Raw genomic sequence first — 21,745 nt, 5'->3', positions numbered from 1 at the left:
CTCTTCGACCCTGCTGCAACATCGCGTTGTTGCTGTCCTTCTCTGTGTGGTATGGGTGTCGGTACTACGCGAGCCGGAGGAACCGCCGATCGTCCTCGCGCTCCTCGGTCGCGGGGTACATGATCACGAAGTTGCCCTCTGTGAGCCGGGAGATGCGCTTGGGGAGCGTCTGCAACTCGGGGTGCCAACCGGGATCGTCCCGCCGGGAGCTCACACAGACGACGAGGTCCTCGGCCCGCACGTCCTCACGCAGCCGCGAGCGCAGCGCGGTCCAGTCGGCCACCGACTCGATCGCCCCGGAGCCGTCCGGCTCGACGGCGGCGACCAGCTCCTCGAGCCGTTCGGGGTCGTCCTCGAGCGCGAGGACGCGGATCGGGGCTCCGGTTCGCTCGGCGACGAGTTTCGCCGTATGGACCGCCTCCGGGAAGCCGTCGTTGCGGTCGATCCCCGGCGGGAGAACCAGAACGATCCGACGGGTCGTGTTGAGCGGTTCGCGGACCCGCCCGACCAGCGTCAATTGCGTGGTTCGGCGCAGCACCTGATCGATCGTGTGGCCGAACACTCGCTGTTCCCGCGAGCGGGCGCCGTCCCAGCCGATGACGAGCGTCGAGATCCGGTTCTCCAGCGCCGAACGGACGATCCCCGAGGCGACGTTGTGATCGATCCGCGCGCGACCCTCGAGGGGAACCTCCGCGCCCGCGGCGTACTCCTCGAGGGTCTCGATCCGGTCCTCGGCCGCGTCGACCCGGGATCGGGTTCGCGCGACCGACTCCGGGCGGACGACCGAGACCGCGCGCACCGGTTCTCCGACGCGCGCGTCGCGGATCGCGAAGGCGAGATCCAGCAGGGATTCGGCGTGTCGCGACTCGCTCGACACCGGAACGAGGATCCGCTGTGGCGTCTCGCTGGGATCGTAGGGTCGCTGCTCGCGGTTCCGGGCGAGGACGCCGCCGGAGCGCTCGACGACGGCGGGGCTGACGAGGGCGACGACGAGGATCATCAGTACGACCGCGTTGATCATCTCGAGTCCGAACCCGGGGACGCCGGCGTCGAAGCCGATCTGGACGATCGCGAGCGCAGCCGCGGCCTGACCGACCGAGAGGCCGAACATACTCGCGATCTCGTCGCCGTCGTAGCCGTAGAGCCGTCCGGTCGCCCACGCCGCGGCGTACTTCGTCGTAAAGACCATGACGATCAGCGAGCCGGCGATGGCCAGCGTGTCGGCGCCCGCAAGGAGGACGCGGGCGTCGACGAGCATCCCGACCGACAGCAGGAAGAAGGGGATAAACAGGGCGTTGCCGACGAACTCGATACGGTTCATCAGCGGACCCGTCTCCGGAACCAGGCGGTTGAGCGCGAGCCCGGCGAGGAAGGCGCCGACGATGTGTTCGACGCCGACGAGTTCGGCCAGAAACGCACAGAGAAAGAGGACGGCCATCACGAACAGGAACTCGAAGTAACTCTCCTCGGCGTGGCCGCGGAAGAACCACCGTCCGAGCCGGGGGACGAGCAGCCAGACGCCGACGAAGAAGACGGTCAGTCCGACCCCGAGCTGCAGCCAGAACGCGGCGTCGAGCGCCCCGTCGGTGGAGGCGACCACGACCGCGAGCACGAGCAGGGCGAGGGTGTCGGTCAGGATCGTTCCGCCGATCGTCGCGGTTACCGCCTCGTTGGACGCGATTCCGAGACGGTTGACCACGGGGTACGCGAGCAGCGTGTGTGAAGCGAAGATAGCGGCGAACAGCGACGCCGCCGCGACGGTCAGATCGAGGAGGTAGACGCCCACGACCGTGCCGACGGCCTGCGGGATGAGAAAGGAGAGCAGCCCGAAGACGATGCTGCGGTCCTTGTACTCGACGAACTGGTTGAGATTGATCTCGAGGCCCGCGACGAACATCAGGTAGACGAGCCCGACCTCGCCGAGCAGCTGGATCGTCGCGTCGCGCTCGAGCAGGTGGACGCCGTTCGGACCGATCGCGGCGCCGACGAGGATGATCCCGACGATCCCCGGTAGCCGGTAGCGTTTGAGTACCAGCGGCGCGACCAGGAAGATCACCATCGCGAGTCCGAAGATAAGGATCGGATCGTCGAACGGGATCGCGATCGGCGACTCTCCCGCGACGGCGACGGCACTCAACTCGCCTGCGTCCCGCAGCCCTTCCATCGTCCGGACCGTTACCCGCCCGACACATCAAGGGCTAGCTATTCCATTGCCGGGTCGGGTCGAGCGGATCGATCGCGGCCACGAAGCGAGGGCAACCCGCCGCCGTTAACACTGCCGGATCCGTACTACGGATCGATGACAGCCGATGCGGACCCGTCGGCGATTCGCTCGATCGCCGTCTCGAGAGACGACGTGGTCGACGCCTTCGTCTACGGACGCGAGAATCCCGGAGCGGCGGTCCTCCGCATGACGCCGCCGTTTCACGGTCGAATGCGGGCCCGGATTCACGTCTACCGCGCCGACGACACTCGCGTTACCGGCGCCGTCCACGTCCAGCCCGAGACGCTCCTCGAGGACGAGACAGTCGCGAACTACCCCATTCTCGAGGACGAACGCGAGGACGTGCCGTCGGACGAAACCGAACGAGTTCGAAAGCGCCACGCCGAGGCGGTCGACACGTGGCGGGAGCGAGCGCGGACCGCGATCGCCGAGACGGTCGCGCTCGAAACACCCGACGGCTCGACGACCGTTTCGGTCAAACCCCTCGAGTAGCTCGCCGAGCCGATCGAATTCGACGCCCGATCCGACCTCCCGTACTTTCACTTTCACTCCGGACGGCTCGGATTGACGTTCCGTCCGCCCGATCGATAGGTATGTCCCAGACCGTACTGCGGATCGACGCCCGGAGCCAACGAACCGAGCCGACCGACGCCGCTGCGACGGTCGAGGCACCCAGACGCCGAGTCGACGTCTCCTCGCTTCACCTCGACGAGATCCAGACGTACGTCGACGCGAACCTCGAGACCGACCGCGTCTCCCTCGAACGCCGCGGCGCTCGAACGTTCCTTCTGGTCGAACGCTGACGGTCGCTCGGTGGCCGCACGCGACTACAGCTTCGAGACGTCGGCAGCGTCCTCTGCAGCCTCGCGGACCGCCTCGACGGTCGCGTCCGGCGCGGTCGCCGCGACGGCCGCGTTGAGTGCTCCCTCGAGGACCGGTGCGTCCGCGACGACCGCCTCGTCGACGGCGGCCTCCTCGAGGGCCAGCTCGGCGTTCATCACGGCGCTGCCGAGATCGACGAGGACGACGACCCCCTCGCCGCTTCCGTCAGCCGCCTCGACCGCCTCCCGGATCGGCCCCGGCGTCGTCCCGATTCGGCCGTCCTCGGTTCCGCCGACCGCCTCGATCCGGGCGTCGCCGCCCATCTCCCGGGCGATCTCGCGGATCCCCTCGGCGGCTCGTTCGCTGTGTGAGACCACGACGATCCCGACCATCAGGGGCCTCCGCCGCCGTTCCCGTCGGCGGCGGCTTCCTCGAGCTCCTCGGGGTCGACGTCGGCTTCGGCGTCGATCTCGACGTCGCCGTCAAGGTGCTCCTCAGCGACCGCGAACAGCTCCTCGAGCAGGTAGAGGGTACTGGTCGCACCGGGATCCTGGTGGCCGACGGACCGCCAGCCGAGGTACGACGCCCGCCCCTTTTTCGCGCGTATCGGCGTCGTAAACGCGACGCCGCGCTCGGCCGCGTCGACGGCCTTCCCCAGCGCCTCGAGGGGGTCGTGGTCGTCGACCTCGATCGCCTTCTTGTAGGTATGGACCGCGGGCGTGATCGCGTCGACCATCGTCTTGTCCCCGACGGAGGCTTTCCCCCGTTCCTCGACCGTCTCGAGGTAGCGCTCGGCGAACGCGACCGACGACTCGGCGGTGACGCCGTCCTCGAGCTCCCCGCTCGCCTTCATCAGCGATCCGCCGTACAGCGGGCCGGCGGCGCCGCCGACCTCCGAGACGAGCGCGACACCGACGGTCTTGACGAGGGTGGCGGGATCGTCGTCAGCGTCCTCGAGTCGCTCCAGGGCGGCCTGAAATCCACGGTTCATGTTCGCGCCGTGGTCGGCGTCGCCGATCGCGGAGTCGAGGTCGGTCAGGAAGGATTTCTCCGCTGCCATCCGGTCGGCCATCGCCGCCGTCGCCTCGCGGATCGCCTCGGACTGGGTTGCTCGATCCATCCCGCGTTTAGCCCTCCGTTACGGTCAATCCGGGCGTCTCGGCCGGGTACGCGAGTAGCTCCTTCAGCTCGTCGTCGAGTTCGAGCACCGTGATCGAACACCCCATCATGTCCAGCGAGGTCATGTAGTCGCCGACCCGAGCGTTCCAGGTCTCGAGCCCGCGATCCTCGAGTAGCGCCTGGAGCCGGCGGTTGACCACGTACAGCTCCATCAGCGGCGTTCCGCCCATCCCGTTGACGATCGTCGCGACCTCGGTACCCGACTCGAGCTCGAGGTCTTCGAGGACGGCCTCGGCGAGGTGGTCGGTGATCTCGTCAGCGGACATGACCTCGGTGCGTTCGGTCCCCGGTTCGCCGTGAATGCCGATTCCGAGCTCGATCTCGTCCTCGCCGAGATCGAACGTCGGCTCGCCCTTCTCGGGCGTGACACAGGAGGTGAGCGCCGTCCCCATCGTTCCGACGCAGTCGTTGACCTTCTCGGCGACGCGTTCGATCTCCGTCAGGTCGGCGCCCCGGTGGGCCATCGCGCCGGCGGCTTTGTGAACGAAGATCGTCCCGGCGACTCCGCGACGGCCGGACGTGTACAGCGAGTCCTCGACGGCGACGTCGTCGTCGACGACGACGTACCCGACGTCGGTGTCGGCCTCCATCTCGGCCATCTCGATCGCCGTCTCGAAGTTCATCACGTCGCCCTCGTAGTTCTTGACGACGCAGAACACCCCCTCGCCGCCGTCGCAGGCCTGGATCATCTCGCTCAACTGGTCGGCCGTCGGCGAGGTGAACACCTCACCCGCGGCCGCACCGTCGAGCATCCCGTCGCCGATGTACCCCGCGTGGGTCGGCTCGTGGCCGCTGCCGCCCCCCGAGACAATGCCGACCTTTCCCTCGACGGGCGCATCGGCCCGGACGACCGCTTCCGTTCCCTCGAGTCGCCGCAGGTTCGGATGCGCCGCGACCATCCCCTCGAGCATCTCGTCGACGACCGCGTCCGGTTCGTTGATGAGTTTCTTCATACTCCTCACGGGAATTGTAGACACATAGCACGATAACGCTTGCTCGTCCCCGCGTCGAGCGAAAAGTGGGGCCGAAGCGTAGAGAACGGCGACGATTCCGCCGCCGGTCAGCGACCGCGGTCGGATCAGACCGGGAGCGGGACCCAGCCCGAGGTCGGGAAGACGCCGACGAGCGCGAGGATCGCGATGACGAACGTCGTCGCGACGATGCTGGTCGCGGGCGGATCCCAGTGGGTGTCGCCGTGCATGTAGAAGATCCGCTGGGAGAGTTCACCGAACAGAGCACCGAGAACGCCGAAGATCGCCCCGAGGACGATCGCCTCGGCCAGCAGGAGCTCCGCCTGGGCGGCGCTCGGGGTGGCGTCGGCCAGCGTCAGACCGGCGTAGGCCATCGGTGCCGTCGCCGCCGGGAGCGTGATATGGTGCGTGACGGGCACCGGCACCTGGAAGATGGCGAAGTCGTCGGTGATACTGAGGTTGAGAAAGACCAGGCTGGCCGCGCTGATCCCGAACGCCAGGTACGGACTGCCGGTCGCCCAGAACGTGAGTCCCCCGAGGACGCCGAACGCGAACCCGATGATGGTGACGCCGGACCACCGGTAGAACCACGGCAGCCACGGCTCGACGTCGAGTCGGGGATTCGGCTCGCCGGCCTCACCCTCGGTCTCGTGGTCGTCCTCGCGCTCGAACGGGGAGACGTCGAGGAGCCCGTCGGCACGAACGTCCCCGATCGCACCGTACCCCAGCGCGAGTCGGTGTGCGAGCGCCGAGATTACGACACCCATCGCGATCGGATCCCAGGGCAGTCCGAGACCGTCGGAGACGAAAAACACCAGGAAGCCGAGAACGCCGAACGCACCCCCGACGAGCAACACGTCGTCGTGTTTGCCGGCGAACGCGATCAGGATGTTCTTCCCGTCGTGGTAGCCCCAGTTCCCGCCGAATCCCGGCTCCATGTACCCCTTCTTCGCGGCGTACGCGCTCGCGGCGGCACCCGCCGCGAAGGCGATGTGCGGACCGAAAAAGGCGCCGAAGGCGATTTCGGCAGTGACGGCTCCTGCGGGATCTCCGAGACCGAACCCCTCCTCGAGGGAGACCATCCCGGCGATTCGGGCCATCTCGCCCGTGACCACCATGAACCCGGTGAACACGAACGCGGGGAGCGCCCCGAGCGCCGCGCCGAGAACACCGCCGGCGAACGCGGCGACGAGCATCGCAAGTAACAGCTCGATCGGCCAGCCGAACACCTGGAGGACGACGACGTCCGCCCCCAGCGTCTCAACCGGCACGGAGTATCACCTTCGTTTTCGACCGAATCGCTGCTGGTGTGCTCGTCGCCCGTCTCGAACCGGATCGATCTCCACCGTTCGTCCCGTCCCATCTCGGGTTCGCCGTGCCGGCTGTCTGTGCTACGGATCGCGTACCGGTACTGATCGGACCATCGCCCATCGTAGTGCCCTCTCGTACTCGCTTCGATCGACGTCCGAAGCGAGCCATGTGATGACACCACAACCAATCAGTAATAGTTTCCTCACGGGTTGGGGAACGTTCCGGGGGCGTGAACGAGAGGATGAGCAGCTCTAGAGTTCGCCGGTTACGGCGGGAGAGAAACACCGTTCGGTGATTTCTGTACGGTATCTGATATTGAGGTCACCGACGACACAGACAGACGGGGACGTCCGACCAACGGAACGTCGTTCCGAGAGGCTGGGCGGAAGCAATGTGGAGGGAGGTCAGTTCGGTCGGATCCACTCGAGCAGGGCCCACGGGAGCGCGTCGCGCGTCTCCGGAGCCACCTCGAAGAGTACGATGTCCGCGCGCGACCGCACCCGCTCGAGAAACGGGTCCGAACCGCTGGCCGCGATCGCCGCGAGGACCGGCGTCCCCGAGTCGAGTGCGCGCCGCGTGGCCGCGACGAACCGATCGCTCTCGAGTTGCATCGGCGCGATTTCGTCGATCACGACGCAGTCGCGGTCGTCGACGGTCGTCGAGAGCGCCGCCCGGGATAGCCGATCGACCGTCGCGACGTCGACCCCATACCTGCCGACGGCGGGGCCATCGATGTCGACGTGTGCCATCACGTCCCGCTCGCCGGTCGCCAGATTCACGATCTCGAACCCGACCCGCTCGCCGTCCTCGCGAAGTTCAGGACAGACGAGCCCACCCACGTCGTCCCCGTCGTCTCGAAGCGCGGTGATCGTGCGCTCGAGTGCGGTCGTCTTCCCGCTTCGCGGCGGACCGGTAACGAGGGCGTTTCGTGGCATCGGTCGTCTCGTTAGTAGTGTGGCGGTGTAGCGGTACCGGCTCGAGTCCGACAGTCGTGGCGTGACGGGTCCCCACAACGACCGACCCCCCGAGCGTTTTCACGCTGCTCGTCGGACAACCCCTATGACTCCCGCTCGAGACGACGGCGGCTCGACCCGGACAGACTCGCGAGCGGCCGCAACGTCGGCCGCGACGGGACGAGGCACCGCTCCCTCGTCGGACGCGTCGGGTTCGACGAACGACGGTGACCGAACGTCGTCCGACCGGGAACCGGTACGACGCCGCGTCCTCGAAGGAGCCGCCGGGGTCGTCGCTGCCGGGACGATCGGAACGACGGGATCGGTCGGCGCGACGGCGGACGAACCGGGCGACGAAACCGCCGATCGGACCGTCGTTCGACGGGCGGCCGACGAGTTGCCGCTGATCGACGGCCACTCCCATCTGATTCCCGAAGAAACCCTCGATAGAGAGCCACTCGGTGCGGATCAGCTGGTGGCATGGATGGACGACAACGGGATCGATCGGGCCGTCGTCCTCGCGCTCGACTCCCCCGAGGCCTACCCCGTGCTCGCCTCGAGTCCGTGGCTACTCGACCAGGTCGAGGCCTACCCCGATCGATTGATCCCGTTCTGTACGATCGATCCGCGAACCCTCGTGTACGGCGAGGACGCCGCCGAGGACCTGCTCGAGCGATACGTCGAGCGGGGCGCTCGCGGGTTCGGCGAACTGAAGGCCGGCGTGGCGATCGACGACCCCCGCGCCGAACGGATCTACGAACTGTGTGCCGAGTACGAGCTCCCGATCCTGTTTCACACCGACGAGAAGGCGATGATGGACGAGGTCGGACTTCCCCGACTCGAGGACGTGGTCGCCTCCTTCTCGGAGGTGGACTTTCTCGCGCACGCCCACGGCTGGTGGGCCCACGTCGCGGCCGACGTCGAGGAGGCCGATCTCGGCGACTACCCCGACGGCGAGATCGACGAACCCGGACGCGTCCCGGAGCTACTCGGGAGATACGACAACCTCTACGGCGACATCTCGGGGATCTCGGGCTGGAACGCCCTCACTCGCGACCCCGCGTTCGGGCAGGCGTTTCTCGAGGCCCACTCGGAGCAGTTGATCTTCGGCACCGACTACATCTACCCCGGTCAGGAAGTCCCCCAGCTCGAGCTGTTCGACCGCTTCGACCTCGAGCGCTCGGCACAGGAAGCGATCCGGTACCGCAATCTCGCAGGCGTACTCCGCTAAAATAGCGAGCCTGCCACTTCGTCGCCAACGTATATCCGTTCGCACGGTGGGTACACGTACATGGCAGAGAAGACGGACTACGAGGAGGACGTCTCGCGCGACGAAGCAGCCGACCTGCTACAGGACCTCGCCCGAGAGATCCGCGGACAGGGAGCGGGCCCGATCGACGTCCAGGTCGGCAACAAGACGCTGGCGCTGACCCCCTCCTCGACGCTCGAGTACGGGATCGAGGTCGAGGAACGCTCGCCGATGCTCGGGGGCGACCGCGAGGAGATCACCGTCACGCTCGAGTGGGAAGTCGACGACGAACCCACCGAGTAGTCCCGGTGTAGCCGACTCGTTGCGCCCAGCCGGTGCTCGAGCGAGGGGTGCTCGAGTCGCCGGTAGCAGTCTCGAACAACGAACCCGCCTCAGCGGCCCACAGAGCCGAATTCGCGCAGTTCTCACGCCCCACTCGAGGACCGAGTGGGGCGACGTCCGCGCGTCGGTCCCGCTCTCGAGGGGAAGTGCTCCCCCGCTCGCGGGTCACGTCCGTTCCCCACTCGCTTTCCAGGAGCATTTCGCTTCGCTCAGTCGTTCTCCCCCTGCTCGCGGGTCACGTTCGTTCCCCGCTCGCTTTTCTGAGGGTTCATTCGTTACACTCACTCACCCTCGCCTTTCTCGCGGGTCGCTTTCGCTCCCCGCTCGCCTTTGGGAGAACTTCGCGCTGCTCAGTTCTCCCCCTTCTCTATCGGCGCCCGAATCAAATTCCCCCACTCGGTCCAGGAGCCGTCGTAGTTGTGCACGTCCTCATAGCCGAGCAGCTCGTGCAGGGCGAACCAGGCGATCGCCGAGCGCTCGCCGACCCGGCAGTAGGTGACGACCGTCTCGTCGCCGTCGATCCCCGAATCGGCGTACAGCTCCTCGAGTTCGTCGGGCCCCTTGAATCGGCCATCGTCGCGCAGGTTCGTCTTCACCGGAACGTTCGAGGCGCCGGGGATGTGCCCGCCGCGCTGGGCCGTCTCGCGGAGTCCCTCGGGGGCGATGATCTCACCGGAGAACTCCTCGGGCGAGCGGACGTCGACCATCGGGATGCCGGCCTCGCGGGCCTTGTCGACGTCGTCCTGGTAGGCACGAATGCTCTCGAAGGGCCCCTTCGCAGTGTACTCGACGGCGTCGAAGTCGGGCTCCTCGTCGGTCAGCGGGTAGTCCTCGTTGACCCAGTAGTCCTTCCCGCCGTCGAGGACCCGGGCGTCCTCGTGGCCGTAGTACTTGAACTCCCAGTAGGCGAACAGCGCGAACCAGTTGGGGATCCAGCCGTTGCCGTAGAAGACGACCGTCGACTCCTCGCTGATGCCACGGTCGCCGACGACCTGCTCGAAGTCCTCCTTCTTGAGGATGTCCCGCTGGTCCTGATCGGAGAGGTCCTCGTCCCACTGCATCCCGATCGCGCCCGGAACGTGGCCCTCGTCGTACCTCGAGGGGAAGTCGCCCTCGTCGGGCGACTCGGGGCTGTTCACTTCCACGAGACGGTAGTCGGGATCGTCGGCCTGGAACTCCTCGAGGTGGTCTTCGACCCAGTCGGCCGAGACCAACACGTCGGTGTCGTACTCGCTCATGCGAAGCGTGCTCCGACGAGCAGCGGGAAAAGCGTAACACGGCCCGAGCCGACACGTCCGAATCCAAACCGGTAGAGCTACGCGGCTGGACGCGAGACCGCCGACAATGCGACTTGCACGGATCGACACATCGGACGGACCGGTAACCGGCGAGTACGAGGACGGCGTCGTTCGCGCCGACGGCGCCGAGTACGAGGTCGGCGTCGACGGCGACCTCCTCCCGCCCTGCGACCCATCGGCGATGTACTGCGTCGGACGCAACTACGCCGAAACCCTCGACCAGATGGAGTACGAGCGCCCTGAGGAGCCCGACTTCTTCATCAAGCCGCCGGCGTCGCTTTTGGCCCACGAGGACCCCATCGAGTACCCCGAGTTCACCGAGGAGCTGACCTACGCCGGCGAGCTCGCCGCGGTCATCGACGAGCGCTGTCACGACGTCTCCGAGGAGGAGGTCCCCGACGTCGTCCGTGGCTACACCATCATGAACGACGTCGACGCGCTCGACCAGCAGGGCCGCACGGCGCGAAAGGCCTTCGACGGCTCCGGTCCGCTCGGACCGTGGCTCGAGACGGATCTCGACCCGCGGGGGATCGACATGCACACCGACATCGGTGACGAGCGACGCCAGGACGCGAACACGGAGCTCATGCTGTTCGACCCCTACGAGATCGTCTCCTACCTCTCGAAGCGCTTTACGTTCCGCCCCGGCGACGTCGTCGCGTTCGGCAGCCCCGCGAACCCGGGGCTGGTCGAGCCCGGCGACACCGTCGAGATCACCTACGAGGGCGTCGGCACGCTGCGAAACGAGATCGTCGACTCGAGCGAGTAGTCGCTCGCCCCCGTTTCGCAACTGCGTGTCGGAGAGCCTACTCGAGGTCCTCGCCGTCCATCAGCGCGGCGGAGATCAGGTTTCGCATCCCGCGTCGGAGCCGACCGCTCATGGCCGTCGAGGAGAGCCCGATCTCGTCGGCGATGTCGCTCAGGGCCATCTCTCGAGGCTCGCAGAAGTAGCCACAGTCGTAGGCCACCGTCAGCGCCTCGACCTGTTCCTCGGTCAGTCCGTAGGCGACGCCGGTCTCGTTGCGAGCCCGGCCGTACACCTCGACGATGTCGAAGCTCACGTCGTCCTCCTCGGAGTACTCCCAGATCGTGGTCAGGGCCTCCCGGTCGGGGAGGTGGAGGGTGACGAACCAGCCCCGGCACTTCGTCTCGGCGCAGGACATGAACCCGTTTACCTGCGTGACGACGGGGCTCAGGAGCTTCGTCTCCGCCGAGTGCTCGATGTAGTAGATGTGGGTGTCCTCGCCCTCGTCGACGAGGTGGTAGTCGTCGACGGTCGGATCCGCCTCGAGAAACGTCTCGAGGTCGCCGACGTCAGCGTACTCGATGAGAAACGGAAAGACGTGCGATCCCGGGTCGGTGTTGGCCTGCGTGAGGACCTTGATCTCGAGGTCGTCCGCTCGTCGCAACGTCGGCACCAGCGCGAGGTGCTCGTGTTCCGCGTACGCTTTGACTGTGATCGACATCGCTCAGCGGTCGGACCGATCGTGGGGAGGGCGTTCGTGGACGACGCGGCTGCTCGAAGAACCGTCGCTGATGAGTCGAGTGGTCATGTCACACACTGCTCATGGGAGTCCCATAAGCTATTCGTCGTCGGTCCCCAGGCCACTCCGTCCGAGAGCGACCGAAATTACCGGCCGTCGGTCGCCCGAACGGTCCGAATCGCGGCGTCGCTCTCGGCGACGTCGTGAACGCGGACGACGTCGGCGCCGCGCTCGGCCGCCATCGTCGTGACCGCGACCGTCGGCGGGAGGCGATCCCCGGGCTCGCAGCCGATCCGTTCGAACATCGATTTGCGAGAGTGACCGACCATCACCGGACAGCCGAGCGCCCGAAACTCGTCCAGTCGGGAGAGTAACTCGAAGCACTCTGTTGGGTTCTTGCCGAACCCGAACCCGGGATCGACGACGATCCGATCGCGATCGAGGCCGGCCCGCTCGGCCAGTAGGACCGTCTCCTGGAGGTCGTAGACGACCTCCTCGACGACGTCGTCGTAGGCGACGTCCCGATCGGGGTCGACAGGCGTGTCCAGGCTGTGCGTGACGACGAGGGTGGCGTCGTGGTCGGCGGCGATGAACCGCATCTCGGGGTCCTCGAGCCCGGAGACGTCGTTGACGATCTCGGCGCCCGCCTCGAGGGCCGCGTCGGCGACGTCGGCCTTCCGCGTGTCGACCGAGACGGGAACCTCGAGGTCGGCGAGCGCTTCGATCACGGGGACGACGCGGTCGATCTCCTCGGCGACGGGGACGGGGTCGGCGCCCGGCCGCGTCGACTCGCCGCCGACGTCGACGACGTCGGCGCCCGCCTCGACCATCGCCTTCGCGCGAGCGACGGCGTCCTCGAGGGCGTCGTACTCCCCGCCGTCGTGGAAGCTGTCGGGGGTGACGTTCAGGACGCCCATAACAGCGGTTTCCCGGTCCCAGGGAAGCGGTCCGCCGTCTCTCCTACGGTCGGCGTTGTCGACGATCCGCCGGAGCTGACTCGAGACGTGAGCCAGCCCGAGTTCGTCGTCCTCGAGTTCGTCGATCAGCTCCCGAAACTGGGCGTACGTTCCCGAGAGCACCGTCGTTACCCGACGGGTGGAAGTCTCGGTCGGCGAGAGCGTACAGCTCCCGCCGATCGCCTCGAACACCCCGTGGATTCGATCGGCCTGGGGTCCCCGCAGGTACGTCTTGACCGTTCGGCTGACGGCCCGTTCGGCGGTTGTCGCTACGGTCGATTCCTCGAGGCCCATTCCCCGAAGAACCGATCGGGCCTCTGACTCCGTCTCCGTCCGTTTGGGGATCTGGAGTCGGGACCACCGATCGCGCGCCTCGGCGACCGCGTACAGCGAGCCGGTGACGAGCACGATGTCGTCCTCGTCGGCCCGCGAGAGCGCACGCTCGGTCGCCTCGAGGACCGACCCCGAGCGGTCGATCCGACCCGCCCGTCCCTCGAAGGCATCGGCGAGAACCGAGAGCGACTCGGCTCGCGGGACGTTGGGCTGGCAGAGAAAGACCGAGTCGGGGTCGGGAAGGGCCTCGACCATCCCCTCGTGGTCCTTCTCGGTCATCGCGCCGAAGACCAGGTGGAGCTCGTCGTACGCGTAGCGCTCGAGGAGATCCGCCAGCGTCGCGCAGGCGCCAGGGTTGTGCGCGCCGTCTAACACCGCGATCGGCGCCCTCGAGACGACCTCGAAGCGGCCGGGCCAGTGAGCCTTGCGGAGCCCGCGTGCGATCATCTCGGGGTCGACCGACGCGAGCTGGTCGGCCAGCACCGCCGCGACGCCGGCGTTGGTCGCCTGGTGGGTGCCGGGAAGCGGGAGGTTCGTCTCGACCGACCACTCCGGCGCCGTTATCGAGATCGCGCTCTCGACGGGCGAGTCCAGCCCGTGTTCGGTCGCGACCACGTCCGCACCGTCGCCGCCGACCGAGATCGCGTCCGTCTCCGTCCGGATCGCCTCGAGGGCCGCCCCGTCGGCGCCGGTGACCAGCGGCGCGTCGGCGGGCGCGACCTGGGCCTTGTCCCGGGCGATCTCCTCGATCGTCTCGCCGAGGAGGTCCGTATGCTCCAGGCTGACGCTGGTGACCGCGCTTGCGATCGGATCGACCGCGCTCGTCGCGTCGTAGCGCCCGCCGATCCCGACCTCGAGGACGGCGACGTCGACCGACTCGGCGGCGAAGTGTGAGAGCGCAAGCGCCGTGAGCACCTCGAAGTACGTCGGCGCGTCCCCGTCCTCTCGGAGCCGTTCGACCGCATTCTCGATCTCGTCGACGAACGAGCAGACTCGCTCCTTCGGAATCTTCCGCCCGTCGACGAGGATCCGCTCGCGCACGTCGTCGAGGTCCGGCGAGGTGTAGAGCCCGACGTCGTGGCCGTCCTCGCGGAGCACTTGCTCGAGCATCCGCGCCGTGCTCCCCTTTCCGTTCGATCCCGCGATCTGGACGCAGTCGATCTCCTCGTGCGGTCGGCCGAGCTCCGAGAGTAGCGTCGCGGTCGTCTCCGTCCCGAGTTTCGGTCGCCGTCGTTGCAGCGACTCGAGGTAGTCGACCGACTCGTGGTACTCCATACCAACCGTGGTGCCGGGCGCCATTATGAAAGTACTGACACCGCCCCGCACGGTTATGACTGCGCGCGCCGATGCTCGTGACGATGACACCGGACGCCACCGGGAGCCGCGCCGCCGCGGAGCCCTACGTAACGGAGTTCGAGACGAGGGTACGAGCAGTCGACGGAACCGACGTCAGACTCGAGGAGACGTACTTCTACCCCGAGGGCGGCGGCCAGCCGGCCGACGCGGGAACCATCGGGGACGCCGAGGTGACTGACGTCCAGACCCGTGACGGCGAGGTCGTCCACACGCTGGCGTCGGCCCCCGACTTCGAACCCGGCGAGTCGGTCGTCGGCTCGATCGACGAGGAGTTTCGCACCTACTGTATGCGGGCTCACACCGCCAGTCACCTGCTGTACGGCGCCGGCAGGCGGCTGCTCGAGGACCACGGCTACGGCGGGTTCGACATCGGAACCGAGAAGTGTCGGATCGATTTTAAGACGAGCGAGCCCGAGGCGATCGACGCCCTCTCGCTCGAGCGGCTGCTCGCCGAGGCGGTCTGGGACTCCCGGCAGGTAACCTGGCGGGAGATGGACATCGAACGGGCCAGGGCGGACGACGAGATCGTCTTCAACCTCACTCCTGAGGCCGAGCGGGCCGACACCGTTCGGATCGTCGAGATCGAGGACTGGGATATCGCGGCCTGTGGCGGCACCCACGTCCGAAACACGATCGAGATCGGTCCGATCGCGGTGCTGGATATCTCGAACCCCGGCGCGGACCTCGTCCGCGTCGAGTACGCGGTCGGGCCGGCCGCGATCCGGGCCGAGACTGATCGCACGCGGGCAACGAAGCGGGCCGCGCGGGCCCTCGATACCAGCGTCGAGGAACTGCCCGAGCGGGCGAGCGCCGTCGCCGAACGCAACGCCGAACTGGAGGCCGAGCTCGACGGGCTTCGAGAACGGCTGCTCGAGAACCGGCTCGAGACCCTCGCCGACGACGCGGTCGCGCGGGACGGCCAGGAGTGGGTCGTCGGCACCGTCGGCGTCGACGGAATCGGTCCGAACGACGCGTCCGAACGGGCCCAGGAGAGCGTCGGACGAGTCAGCGACGTCATCGTGCTGACGGGCGTCGACGGAAGCGCATTCGTCGTGGCGGCGACGACCGGCGAGACGGACGCGAGCGGGATCGTCGAGGACGTCACCGCGGAGTTCGGCGGAGGCGGCGGCGGGGGCGAGACGCTCGCCCAGGGCGGCGGGCTCGACGCCGAACCCGCCGCCGTCGTCGACTACCTCCGACGAGAGCGCTGAAGCGACTCGGTAGCGAGCGTTCCGCGGCCTCTCCTCCGCTCGGCCGATTTCGATACCATTTCGTCTCGAGCAGTCGGCTGATCGACGACTCCAACCACATCCTCTTGGGGACCGAACAGGTTCTGTTTCGTGTTGTTCGTCGCGCCTCGAGGCGCGGAGAATGCGTCTCGAGGGGCGTCCCGATCCGCACGAACCCGTACCCGCGGCTCTCGAGTGAGCCACACGTCGACGAAAATAGCTGCGAGAGAGCGTTACTCGACCGTCGCGATCGCTTCGACCTCGAGGGCCGCCCCCTTCGGGACCTCGCCGACCTCGAGGGCGCTTCGGGCCGGGGGTTCCTCGTCGAAGAACTCGCTGTAGGCCTCGTTGAACTCGTCGAAATCGTCGATATCGTTCAGGAAGACGGTCATCTTGAGGACGTCCTCGAGGGAGCCGCCTTCGGACTCGAGGATCGCCTCGACGTTCTCGAGACACCGTCGGGTCTGGTCGCCGACGGACTCGTCGTCGAGGAGCTCTCCGTCTGCCGTCATCGGCAGCTGACCGGCCGTAAACAGGACGTCGCCGTTCGTCGTCGCCTGGCTGTACGCGCCGACCGCCTCCGGTGCGTCGTCGGTGTGGATCGTTCGTTTCACGCCCCGACATACTGGTCGGGGTGTCTTAAAATTCGGCTCCGGCTCCGCGAGCGTGGTGGTTCAGCGGCGAGAACGGCCGCCGCGACCAAAGTTACAAGCGGGGGCGCTGGCTCCATCGGGTATGGAACACGAGACCGTCTCCCACTCGGTGAGCGAACGCCCGCTCGCTCGGCTCCCGTCGGGAACGGACGTCTCGGTGACCGTCCACCGCTACGAGGGCGGTCCCGGGCCAACGGTGTACCTGCAGGCCGCACAGCACGGGATCGAACTGAACGGAACCGCGGCGCTGCGTCGGCTCCACGAGCGGCTGCTCGAGGCCGAACTCGCAGGAACCGTGATCGCCGTTCCGGTGGTCAACAGCCTCGCGTTCGATCACGGCTCCTACGTGACGCCCCAGGCCGTCGACGCGGTCAACCCGAACTTCAACAGGGTGTGGCCCGGAAACGACGACGGTACGCTTCAGGAACGGATGGTAACCTCCCTCTGGGGGCTGATCCAGGCCGCCGACGTCGTTATCGACCTCCACAGCGGCACCGCGGATATGCTCGAGCACGTCCGCTTCCAGAACGGCGAGCACGACTCTCGACGGCTCGCGTCGGTGTTCGGTTCCGACTACCTCATGACCGACCCGAAGCCGGATCGTTCGCTCGAGGAGTACCGTGGAACGTTGCGAACGGCCGCGCGGCTGGCGGGAACGACGGTGATCGTCCCGGAGCTCTCGAACAGCCGGCAGGTCGACCACGAGGCGGCCCGACGGGGCGCCGACGGTATCGAGAACGTCCTGGGCGAGCTCGGACCGCTCCGGACGGAGCCACCCGACCCCCCATCACAGACGGTGCTGTACGACGACGGGGGGCGGGTCGGTGCCGACCGATCGGGACTGTTCGAACCCACACCGGACGTGGCGGTCGGCGACCGCGTCGCCGAGGGAGACGAACTCGGGACGCTGTACTGTCCCGCTACGTTCGAGGAGCGCCAGTCGGTCACCGCCACCACCTCGGGCGTGATCTACTCGCTGACTCGCGAGTCGTCGGTCACCGCCGGCGAGAAGCTGGCCGGAATCGCCGACCTCGAGTGAGCGGCGGCGTAGGGGAGCCACACGTCTCGTCGGCGTCGGAGATCGGAACGGGTCGGAGCCTCGACGCGTCCCCGCGAGCCGGCTCGTCGGCAGACACCGGCTCGAGCAGCTCGTCCTTCCGTCCTCGTTGTTGACTGAGCTGCTCCGGAAACCGGCCGAGCGACGGCGTCTCAGACTCCTATAAAACACGTTCCGGAGTGTGCATCGGAAGTGCACGACCGGCATAGGGACATGGACCGATCGGTCGTAGCCGAGTACGTATGACGCTCAACCGATCGGAGCCGATAGACAGACGACGTGTGATTCGAGCGCTCGGTGCTGGAGGGGTAGTCGCACTCGCCGGCTGTGCGGGAGACGACGACGCTGACGACGAGATGGACGACGAGGGCGATGATGAGGACGTCGATGACAACGAGATGGACGACGAGGAAGAAGAGGAGGATGCGGAGGAACTCGCGAGTCTCGAGGAGACGCCGACCGGTGAATCGCTTTCGGAGGAGGACATCCAGGCGCTCGTCGACGCCTTCGACGATCAGCCGATGAACGAGGACCAACACGAGGTCGAGGGCGACGGACGCAGCTACACGCCCCGACACGTCTGGAAGTGGGTCAGCGACGAGAACCTGATCGGCCTGCATTTCAACGAGCCGAACCCGGAGGAGGCGACGGAGCTCGATTACATCACGATCGGGCAGAAGGGACTGTTCACCGAGGAGAGCCAGCCCGACGAGGAGTTTACACACTTCCATCAGCACACGGCCGACAGCTGGGAGGGTGGCCACGGCGGCGAAACCGGCGACGAGGGGTACTGGCTCACCCACATTGCGGTTCGGGAGATCGAGTACCCGTTCCACGACGAGCCCATCGAACCACAGGTCGACTACGGATTCATGCCGACCCCGCCCGAGGAGGGAAGCGAGGGCCACGACGTCGACTGGGAGGCCCCCGACGGCGGCGAGGACGATCTCGACGACGACGACCGCGACGAACTCCTCGAGATCTTCGACGATAGCTGGACGACCGGGCAGGACGACGCTCCACACGGCACGCCCGCACACGTCTGGAAGTGGGTCAGCGAGGAGACGTTCATCTTCCTCCACTGGGACGAGCCTGCCGTCGAGGAAGCCGAGAACCTGATCTACTTCGGAATGGGTGTCCGCGGTCAGTTCACGAGCGACGACATTCCCGCCAGCCAGGAGGACGAGTTCACGCACTTCCACAAACACGAGGCCGACAGCTGGGAGGCCGGCCACGGCGCCCAGGACCCCGAGCAGTGGGGCACGTGGCTCGTCCACCACGCGACCCGCGGCCACGAGATGCCGTGGGGCGACGTCGAAGTCGGTATCGATCGGGAGTTCATGCCCACGCCCGTCGAGGAGTAACGATCGATGGACGACCGAGCACCGAGTCGTCGGCGGGTGTTGGTCGGCGCGGCGAGCGCCGGCGCGGTCGGGCTCGCCTCCCTCGCCGGCTGCGTCGGCGACGAGGAAGCCGACGACGAGGACGCAGGAACCGACGGCGACGCGGAAGCCGATGACGCGGAAACCGACGAGGACGTCGTCGAGATCGAGACCCGCGAGGGCGAGGACGGCGAGCCGAACTTCGTCTTCGATCCGTCGATTGCGGAACTCGAGCCCGGCGATACCGTCCGGTGGGTCAACACCGACGGCGTCTTCCACACGGTCACGTCGACGGACTCCCTCGAGACCCGATCCGAGAGCGGCGAGTTCAACGAGGAGCTCGCCGCAGAGGGCGATACCGTCGAGTGGACCCCGGAGGAGGAGGGGCTCCAGCACTACTACTGCGAGCCCCACGTCGGCTTCATGATCGGCACGCTGGCCGTCGGCGACGTCGACGACGAGGAGTTCGAGGACGCCGAGGAGATCCACGAGGATCCCGAAGGTGTCGACGAGGACGCTGACGATGCGGATGCCGACGACGAGGACGCTGACGACGAGGACGAAGCCGTCGACGAGGAGTTCGTCGACGTGACTGGCGAGGACGTCGTGACGGTCGAGACCCGCCAGGGCGAGGACGGCGAGCCCGACTTCGTCTTCGACCCCGCGTTCGTCACGGTCGACGAGGGGACGACGATCGAGTGGGTCAACACCGACGGCGTCTTCCACACGGTCACGTCGACCGACGACATCGAGGTCCGGAGCGGCGGTGGCGAGGTGTTCGATTCGACGATCTCGAGCGAGGGAGCGACCGTCGAGTGGCAGGCAGACGAACCGGGAACCCAGGCGTACTACTGCTCGCCTCACGCCGGCTTCATGTACGGTGCGATCGAGATCGAGTGAGGAAGGGAACACACTTCCGCGCTCGACTCCTCCCCGCTGACGTGAGCGCCGACGCTCCCCCTCGCGTCGAGGTCTATCCGGACCGCGAGGTCGTCGTCGAGTTCGACCCCGAGCTGACCTTCGAGTGCGTCGACGACTGCACCTGGTGCTGTCAGCACGGCGTCTTGCTGTACGGCGACGACCTCCTCGAACTCGCAAAGCGGGCGAACCTCACCGAAACGACGACCGACTTTCGCGGCGAGAAGTTCGTCACTCGCGAGGAGAAAAATCGCGACGACCACGTCGCCGACGACGGCTGTGCCTGTGCCTTCCTCCGAGAGGACGGGCTGTGTTCGCTGCACCTCGAGGAGGACTGGAAACCGACCCGGTGTTCGGTGTTTCCGCTCGGCGTCTGGCGGGAGGACGGCGACCTCCACGTCGACATCCGAGACTCGGCCCACGACCACTGCGAGGGGCTAAACGTCAGCGACCGGGTCGTGATCGACAACCTCGATGCCTTCCTGCCGGAGCTGCTGTGGGACCTCGAGAACCCCGATTCCGAGCGGGAGCTGTGAGATCGGGACCCACGGCACTGCGTCTCGCCAATCATTTAAACGTATGGCCGTCGTAGATAGCCTGTGTCAGAAAACTCCGGGCGACGGAACCTCCGTATGCCCAACGACGATGAAGTATTCGCCGTTGTGACCGAACACCTCGGGGGCAACCACGTCCAGCTCCAGTGTGCCGACGGCGAGGAACGGCTCGGCCGCATTCCGGGACGAATGAAGTACCGAACCTGGATCGAGCAAGACGATATCGTCGTCGCCGAACCCTGGGACTGGCAGGACGAGAAGGCGACCATCGAGTGGCGCTACACCAGCCAGGACGCCGATCAGCTTCGCCGCGAAGGTCACATCGACTGAAATTTTCATCGCGGAGTTCCCCTCGCCTCCCAGTGGCGTCGCCGCGACTCTCGACGGCGGGGCTCGAGCGGTGGCTCCGTCTCGGATTGCTCGTGCAACACCAACGGTTGTACGGTTTGATCACGGCTGTCCGTGTATGTATATTAGGGACGGAAGTGCGAAGGCGAAGTTCGACGAACACAGCGAGGACGACGTCGAGTACGTCGGTTCGACCGCCGAGGGAACGCCGATGTTTTTCGACACGGCGAGTCGGGCCGTCTTCGAGGGCGAGTACGACGACGGGGAGACGATCGTCGACAGGCCGGGAAGCGAGCGCGAACTCGAGAATCAGGCGTCGATCGCCGAGGCGATCGAGATGCTGGGCGACGAACTCGGCTGGGAGTCGCTGTCGGAGTTCGGCCGGGAACACACCCGGGACGACGAGAACGGCGAGTAGCTACCGCGTCGCCTGCTTCCACTCCCGAAGACCGAGAACGGACCCGTCGAGGTCGTCGGCCGGCGCGTCGGTCGCGCCCCAGACGAACATCCCCGCGACGTCGTCGGGATCCCGCCCACTCCCACCCGAGAGCCGGGTCTCGACCTGGCCCGGATCGAGACAGCCCACGACGTGGTCGGTGTCGGCCGCGAACCCGCGCGCGACGGCCTCCGCCGTCGCCTTCGAGATCGCGTAGGAGCCGTACCCCGATTTTCCCTTCCGTGCGACCGCCCCGGTCGGGACGAGTATCCGCGCTCCCCCGTTCAGGTGCGGCAGCGCCTCCCGGATCGTCGCGAACACGCCCCGACCGTTGATCCGCCAGTGATCGTCAAACGCCGAGTACGACTCTCCGTCGGTCGGCGTCGCGCCGGCCTCGCCGTGGTAGACGCCGGCCGCGGCGACGACGACGTCGATCCCGCCGTTCGATCCGGCTCTCGAGGCGGTCTCGACCAGCCGTTCGACGTCGAACTCGTCGCGGACGTCCGTTCGGACGCCCGCGGCCGTCGCCCCGCTCTCCTCGAGGTCGTCGACCGTCTCTGCAACCGCGTCGCCGTCTCGAGCGCCGACGACGACGGTCGCACCCTCGCTTGCGAACGCCTCGGCGGCGGCCCGTCCGATCCCGCGGGTGCCGCCCGTCACGACGACTGTCAGTTCGTCCATGGGCGCCGT

The 21,745-nt window shown here is 67.2% G+C and carries 23 protein-coding genes; 12 read left to right on the top strand and 11 right to left on the bottom strand.

What is annotated here, in order from left to right; translation table 11 throughout:
* Nucleotides 1-64 precede the first annotated feature (64 nt).
* A complete protein-coding gene (locus QA609_RS06760; RefSeq protein WP_278301844.1) occupies nt 65-2,059 on the bottom strand; it encodes a cation:proton antiporter in 1,995 nt (664 codons plus the stop codon).
* 240 nt (nt 2,060-2,299) lie between these two features.
* On the opposite strand from QA609_RS06760, the gene QA609_RS06755 reads away from it, so the two are divergent.
* Both QA609_RS06755 and QA609_RS06750 read left to right on the top strand, forming a co-directional pair.
* Nucleotides 2,300-2,716, top strand: a complete 417-nt coding sequence (locus tag QA609_RS06755; RefSeq protein WP_278301825.1) for a hypothetical protein — start codon at nt 2,300-2,302, stop codon at nt 2,714-2,716.
* A 101-nt stretch (nt 2,717-2,817) separates the two neighbouring features.
* Nucleotides 2,818-3,027: a hypothetical protein gene (locus QA609_RS06750; RefSeq protein WP_278301824.1), complete on the top strand. Its 210-nt coding sequence runs from the start codon at nt 2,818-2,820 to the stop codon at nt 3,025-3,027.
* Between the two features lie 24 nt (nt 3,028-3,051).
* On the opposite strand, the gene dhaM is transcribed toward QA609_RS06750, so the two are convergent.
* The 5 genes from dhaM to QA609_RS06725 all read right to left on the bottom strand — a co-directional run bounded on the left by dhaM (nt 3,052) and on the right by QA609_RS06725 (nt 7,442).
* On the bottom strand, nt 3,052-3,438 hold the full coding sequence (dhaM, locus tag QA609_RS06745; RefSeq protein ID WP_278301823.1) for a dihydroxyacetone kinase phosphoryl donor subunit DhaM: 387 nt from the start codon (nt 3,436-3,438) through the stop codon (nt 3,052-3,054).
* Nucleotides 3,438-4,166 (bottom strand): dihydroxyacetone kinase subunit DhaL, encoded by a 729-nt coding sequence (dhaL, locus tag QA609_RS06740; RefSeq protein ID WP_278301822.1) that lies wholly within the window; start codon nt 4,164-4,166, stop codon nt 3,438-3,440. The genes dhaM and dhaL overlap by 1 nt, the downstream gene beginning before the upstream one ends.
* 7 nt (nt 4,167-4,173) lie before the next feature.
* Entirely contained in the window at nt 4,174-5,178 is a 1,005-nt protein-coding gene (gene dhaK, locus QA609_RS06735) for a dihydroxyacetone kinase subunit DhaK (protein ID WP_278301821.1), read from the bottom strand.
* Nucleotides 5,179-5,303: 125 nt separating this feature from the next.
* Nucleotides 5,304-6,467 carry a hypothetical protein gene (locus QA609_RS06730; protein ID WP_278301820.1) on the bottom strand — a complete coding sequence of 388 codons (1,164 nt, stop codon included), beginning with the start codon at nt 6,465-6,467 and terminating at the stop codon, nt 5,304-5,306.
* Between the two features lie 444 nt (nt 6,468-6,911).
* A complete protein-coding gene (locus QA609_RS06725) occupies nt 6,912-7,442 on the bottom strand; it encodes a nucleoside-triphosphatase (protein ID WP_278301819.1) in 531 nt (176 codons plus the stop codon).
* A 124-nt stretch (nt 7,443-7,566) separates the two neighbouring features.
* Here QA609_RS06725 and QA609_RS06720 point away from each other — a divergent pair, with 124 nt between their 5' ends.
* Both QA609_RS06720 and QA609_RS06715 read left to right on the top strand, forming a co-directional pair.
* The gene (locus tag QA609_RS06720; protein WP_278301818.1) at nt 7,567-8,691 is read left to right on the top strand and encodes an amidohydrolase family protein; all 1,125 of its coding nucleotides are present in this window, start codon (nt 7,567-7,569) and stop codon (nt 8,689-8,691) included.
* Nucleotides 8,692-8,751: 60 nt separating this feature from the next.
* Nucleotides 8,752-9,012, top strand: coding sequence for an amphi-Trp domain-containing protein (locus tag QA609_RS06715; RefSeq protein ID WP_278301817.1), 261 nt, complete (start codon nt 8,752-8,754; stop codon nt 9,010-9,012).
* Nucleotides 9,013-9,401: 389 nt separating this feature from the next.
* On the opposite strand, the gene QA609_RS06710 is transcribed toward QA609_RS06715, so the two are convergent.
* On the bottom strand, nt 9,402-10,289 hold the full coding sequence (locus QA609_RS06710) for a sulfurtransferase (RefSeq protein ID WP_278301816.1): 888 nt from the start codon (nt 10,287-10,289) through the stop codon (nt 9,402-9,404).
* Between the two features lie 106 nt (nt 10,290-10,395).
* Here QA609_RS06710 and QA609_RS06705 point away from each other — a divergent pair, with 106 nt between their 5' ends.
* Nucleotides 10,396-11,118 (top strand): fumarylacetoacetate hydrolase family protein, encoded by a 723-nt coding sequence (locus QA609_RS06705; protein ID WP_278301815.1) that lies wholly within the window; start codon nt 10,396-10,398, stop codon nt 11,116-11,118.
* A 37-nt stretch (nt 11,119-11,155) separates the two neighbouring features.
* Here QA609_RS06705 and QA609_RS06700 read toward each other — a convergent pair whose 3' ends face one another.
* Nucleotides 11,156-11,815, bottom strand: coding sequence for a helix-turn-helix domain-containing protein (locus QA609_RS06700; RefSeq protein ID WP_278301814.1), 660 nt, complete (start codon nt 11,813-11,815; stop codon nt 11,156-11,158).
* A 164-nt stretch (nt 11,816-11,979) separates the two neighbouring features.
* The gene (gene folP, locus QA609_RS06695) at nt 11,980-14,397 is read right to left on the bottom strand and encodes a dihydropteroate synthase (protein WP_278301813.1); all 2,418 of its coding nucleotides are present in this window, start codon (nt 14,395-14,397) and stop codon (nt 11,980-11,982) included.
* An 83-nt stretch (nt 14,398-14,480) separates the two neighbouring features.
* Between folP and QA609_RS06690 the strand changes: the two genes are divergently transcribed.
* Complete coding sequence (locus QA609_RS06690) at nt 14,481-15,689, top strand: DHHA1 domain-containing protein (protein WP_278301812.1); 1,209 nt, start codon at nt 14,481-14,483, stop codon at nt 15,687-15,689.
* A gap of 251 nt (nt 15,690-15,940) precedes the next feature.
* Here QA609_RS06690 and QA609_RS06685 read toward each other — a convergent pair whose 3' ends face one another.
* Nucleotides 15,941-16,321, bottom strand: a complete 381-nt coding sequence (locus QA609_RS06685) for a Rid family detoxifying hydrolase (protein ID WP_278301811.1) — start codon at nt 16,319-16,321, stop codon at nt 15,941-15,943.
* A 121-nt stretch (nt 16,322-16,442) separates the two neighbouring features.
* Between QA609_RS06685 and QA609_RS06680 the strand changes: the two genes are divergently transcribed.
* From QA609_RS06680 to QA609_RS06655, 6 genes are all read left to right on the top strand, one after another.
* Nucleotides 16,443-17,399: a succinylglutamate desuccinylase/aspartoacylase family protein gene (locus QA609_RS06680; RefSeq protein WP_278301810.1), complete on the top strand. Its 957-nt coding sequence runs from the start codon at nt 16,443-16,445 to the stop codon at nt 17,397-17,399.
* Nucleotides 17,400-17,659: 260 nt separating this feature from the next.
* On the top strand, nt 17,660-18,781 hold the full coding sequence (locus QA609_RS06675; protein WP_278301809.1) for a hypothetical protein: 1,122 nt from the start codon (nt 17,660-17,662) through the stop codon (nt 18,779-18,781).
* Between the two features lie 6 nt (nt 18,782-18,787).
* Nucleotides 18,788-19,699: a plastocyanin/azurin family copper-binding protein gene (locus QA609_RS06670; RefSeq protein WP_278301808.1), complete on the top strand. Its 912-nt coding sequence runs from the start codon at nt 18,788-18,790 to the stop codon at nt 19,697-19,699.
* Between the two features lie 41 nt (nt 19,700-19,740).
* Entirely contained in the window at nt 19,741-20,253 is a 513-nt protein-coding gene (locus QA609_RS06665; protein WP_278301807.1) for a hypothetical protein, read from the top strand.
* Between the two features lie 63 nt (nt 20,254-20,316).
* Nucleotides 20,317-20,601: a translation initiation factor eIF-1A gene (locus QA609_RS06660; RefSeq protein ID WP_083909307.1), complete on the top strand. Its 285-nt coding sequence runs from the start codon at nt 20,317-20,319 to the stop codon at nt 20,599-20,601.
* Nucleotides 20,602-20,737: 136 nt separating this feature from the next.
* The gene (locus tag QA609_RS06655; RefSeq protein ID WP_278301806.1) at nt 20,738-21,037 is read left to right on the top strand and encodes a hypothetical protein; all 300 of its coding nucleotides are present in this window, start codon (nt 20,738-20,740) and stop codon (nt 21,035-21,037) included.
* Here the strand turns inward: QA609_RS06655 and QA609_RS06650 are convergent, their stop codons facing one another.
* Complete coding sequence (locus QA609_RS06650) at nt 21,038-21,736, bottom strand: SDR family oxidoreductase (RefSeq protein WP_278301805.1); 699 nt, start codon at nt 21,734-21,736, stop codon at nt 21,038-21,040.
* Nucleotides 21,737-21,745: the final 9 nt, after the last annotated feature.

This window comes from Natronococcus sp. A-GB7 (assembly GCF_029688865.1).
GTDB lineage: Archaea > Halobacteriota > Halobacteria > Halobacteriales > Natrialbaceae > Natronococcus.
The sequence above is the reverse complement of the archived record's forward strand: the minus strand, read 5'-3'. Positions and strand labels throughout refer to the sequence as shown.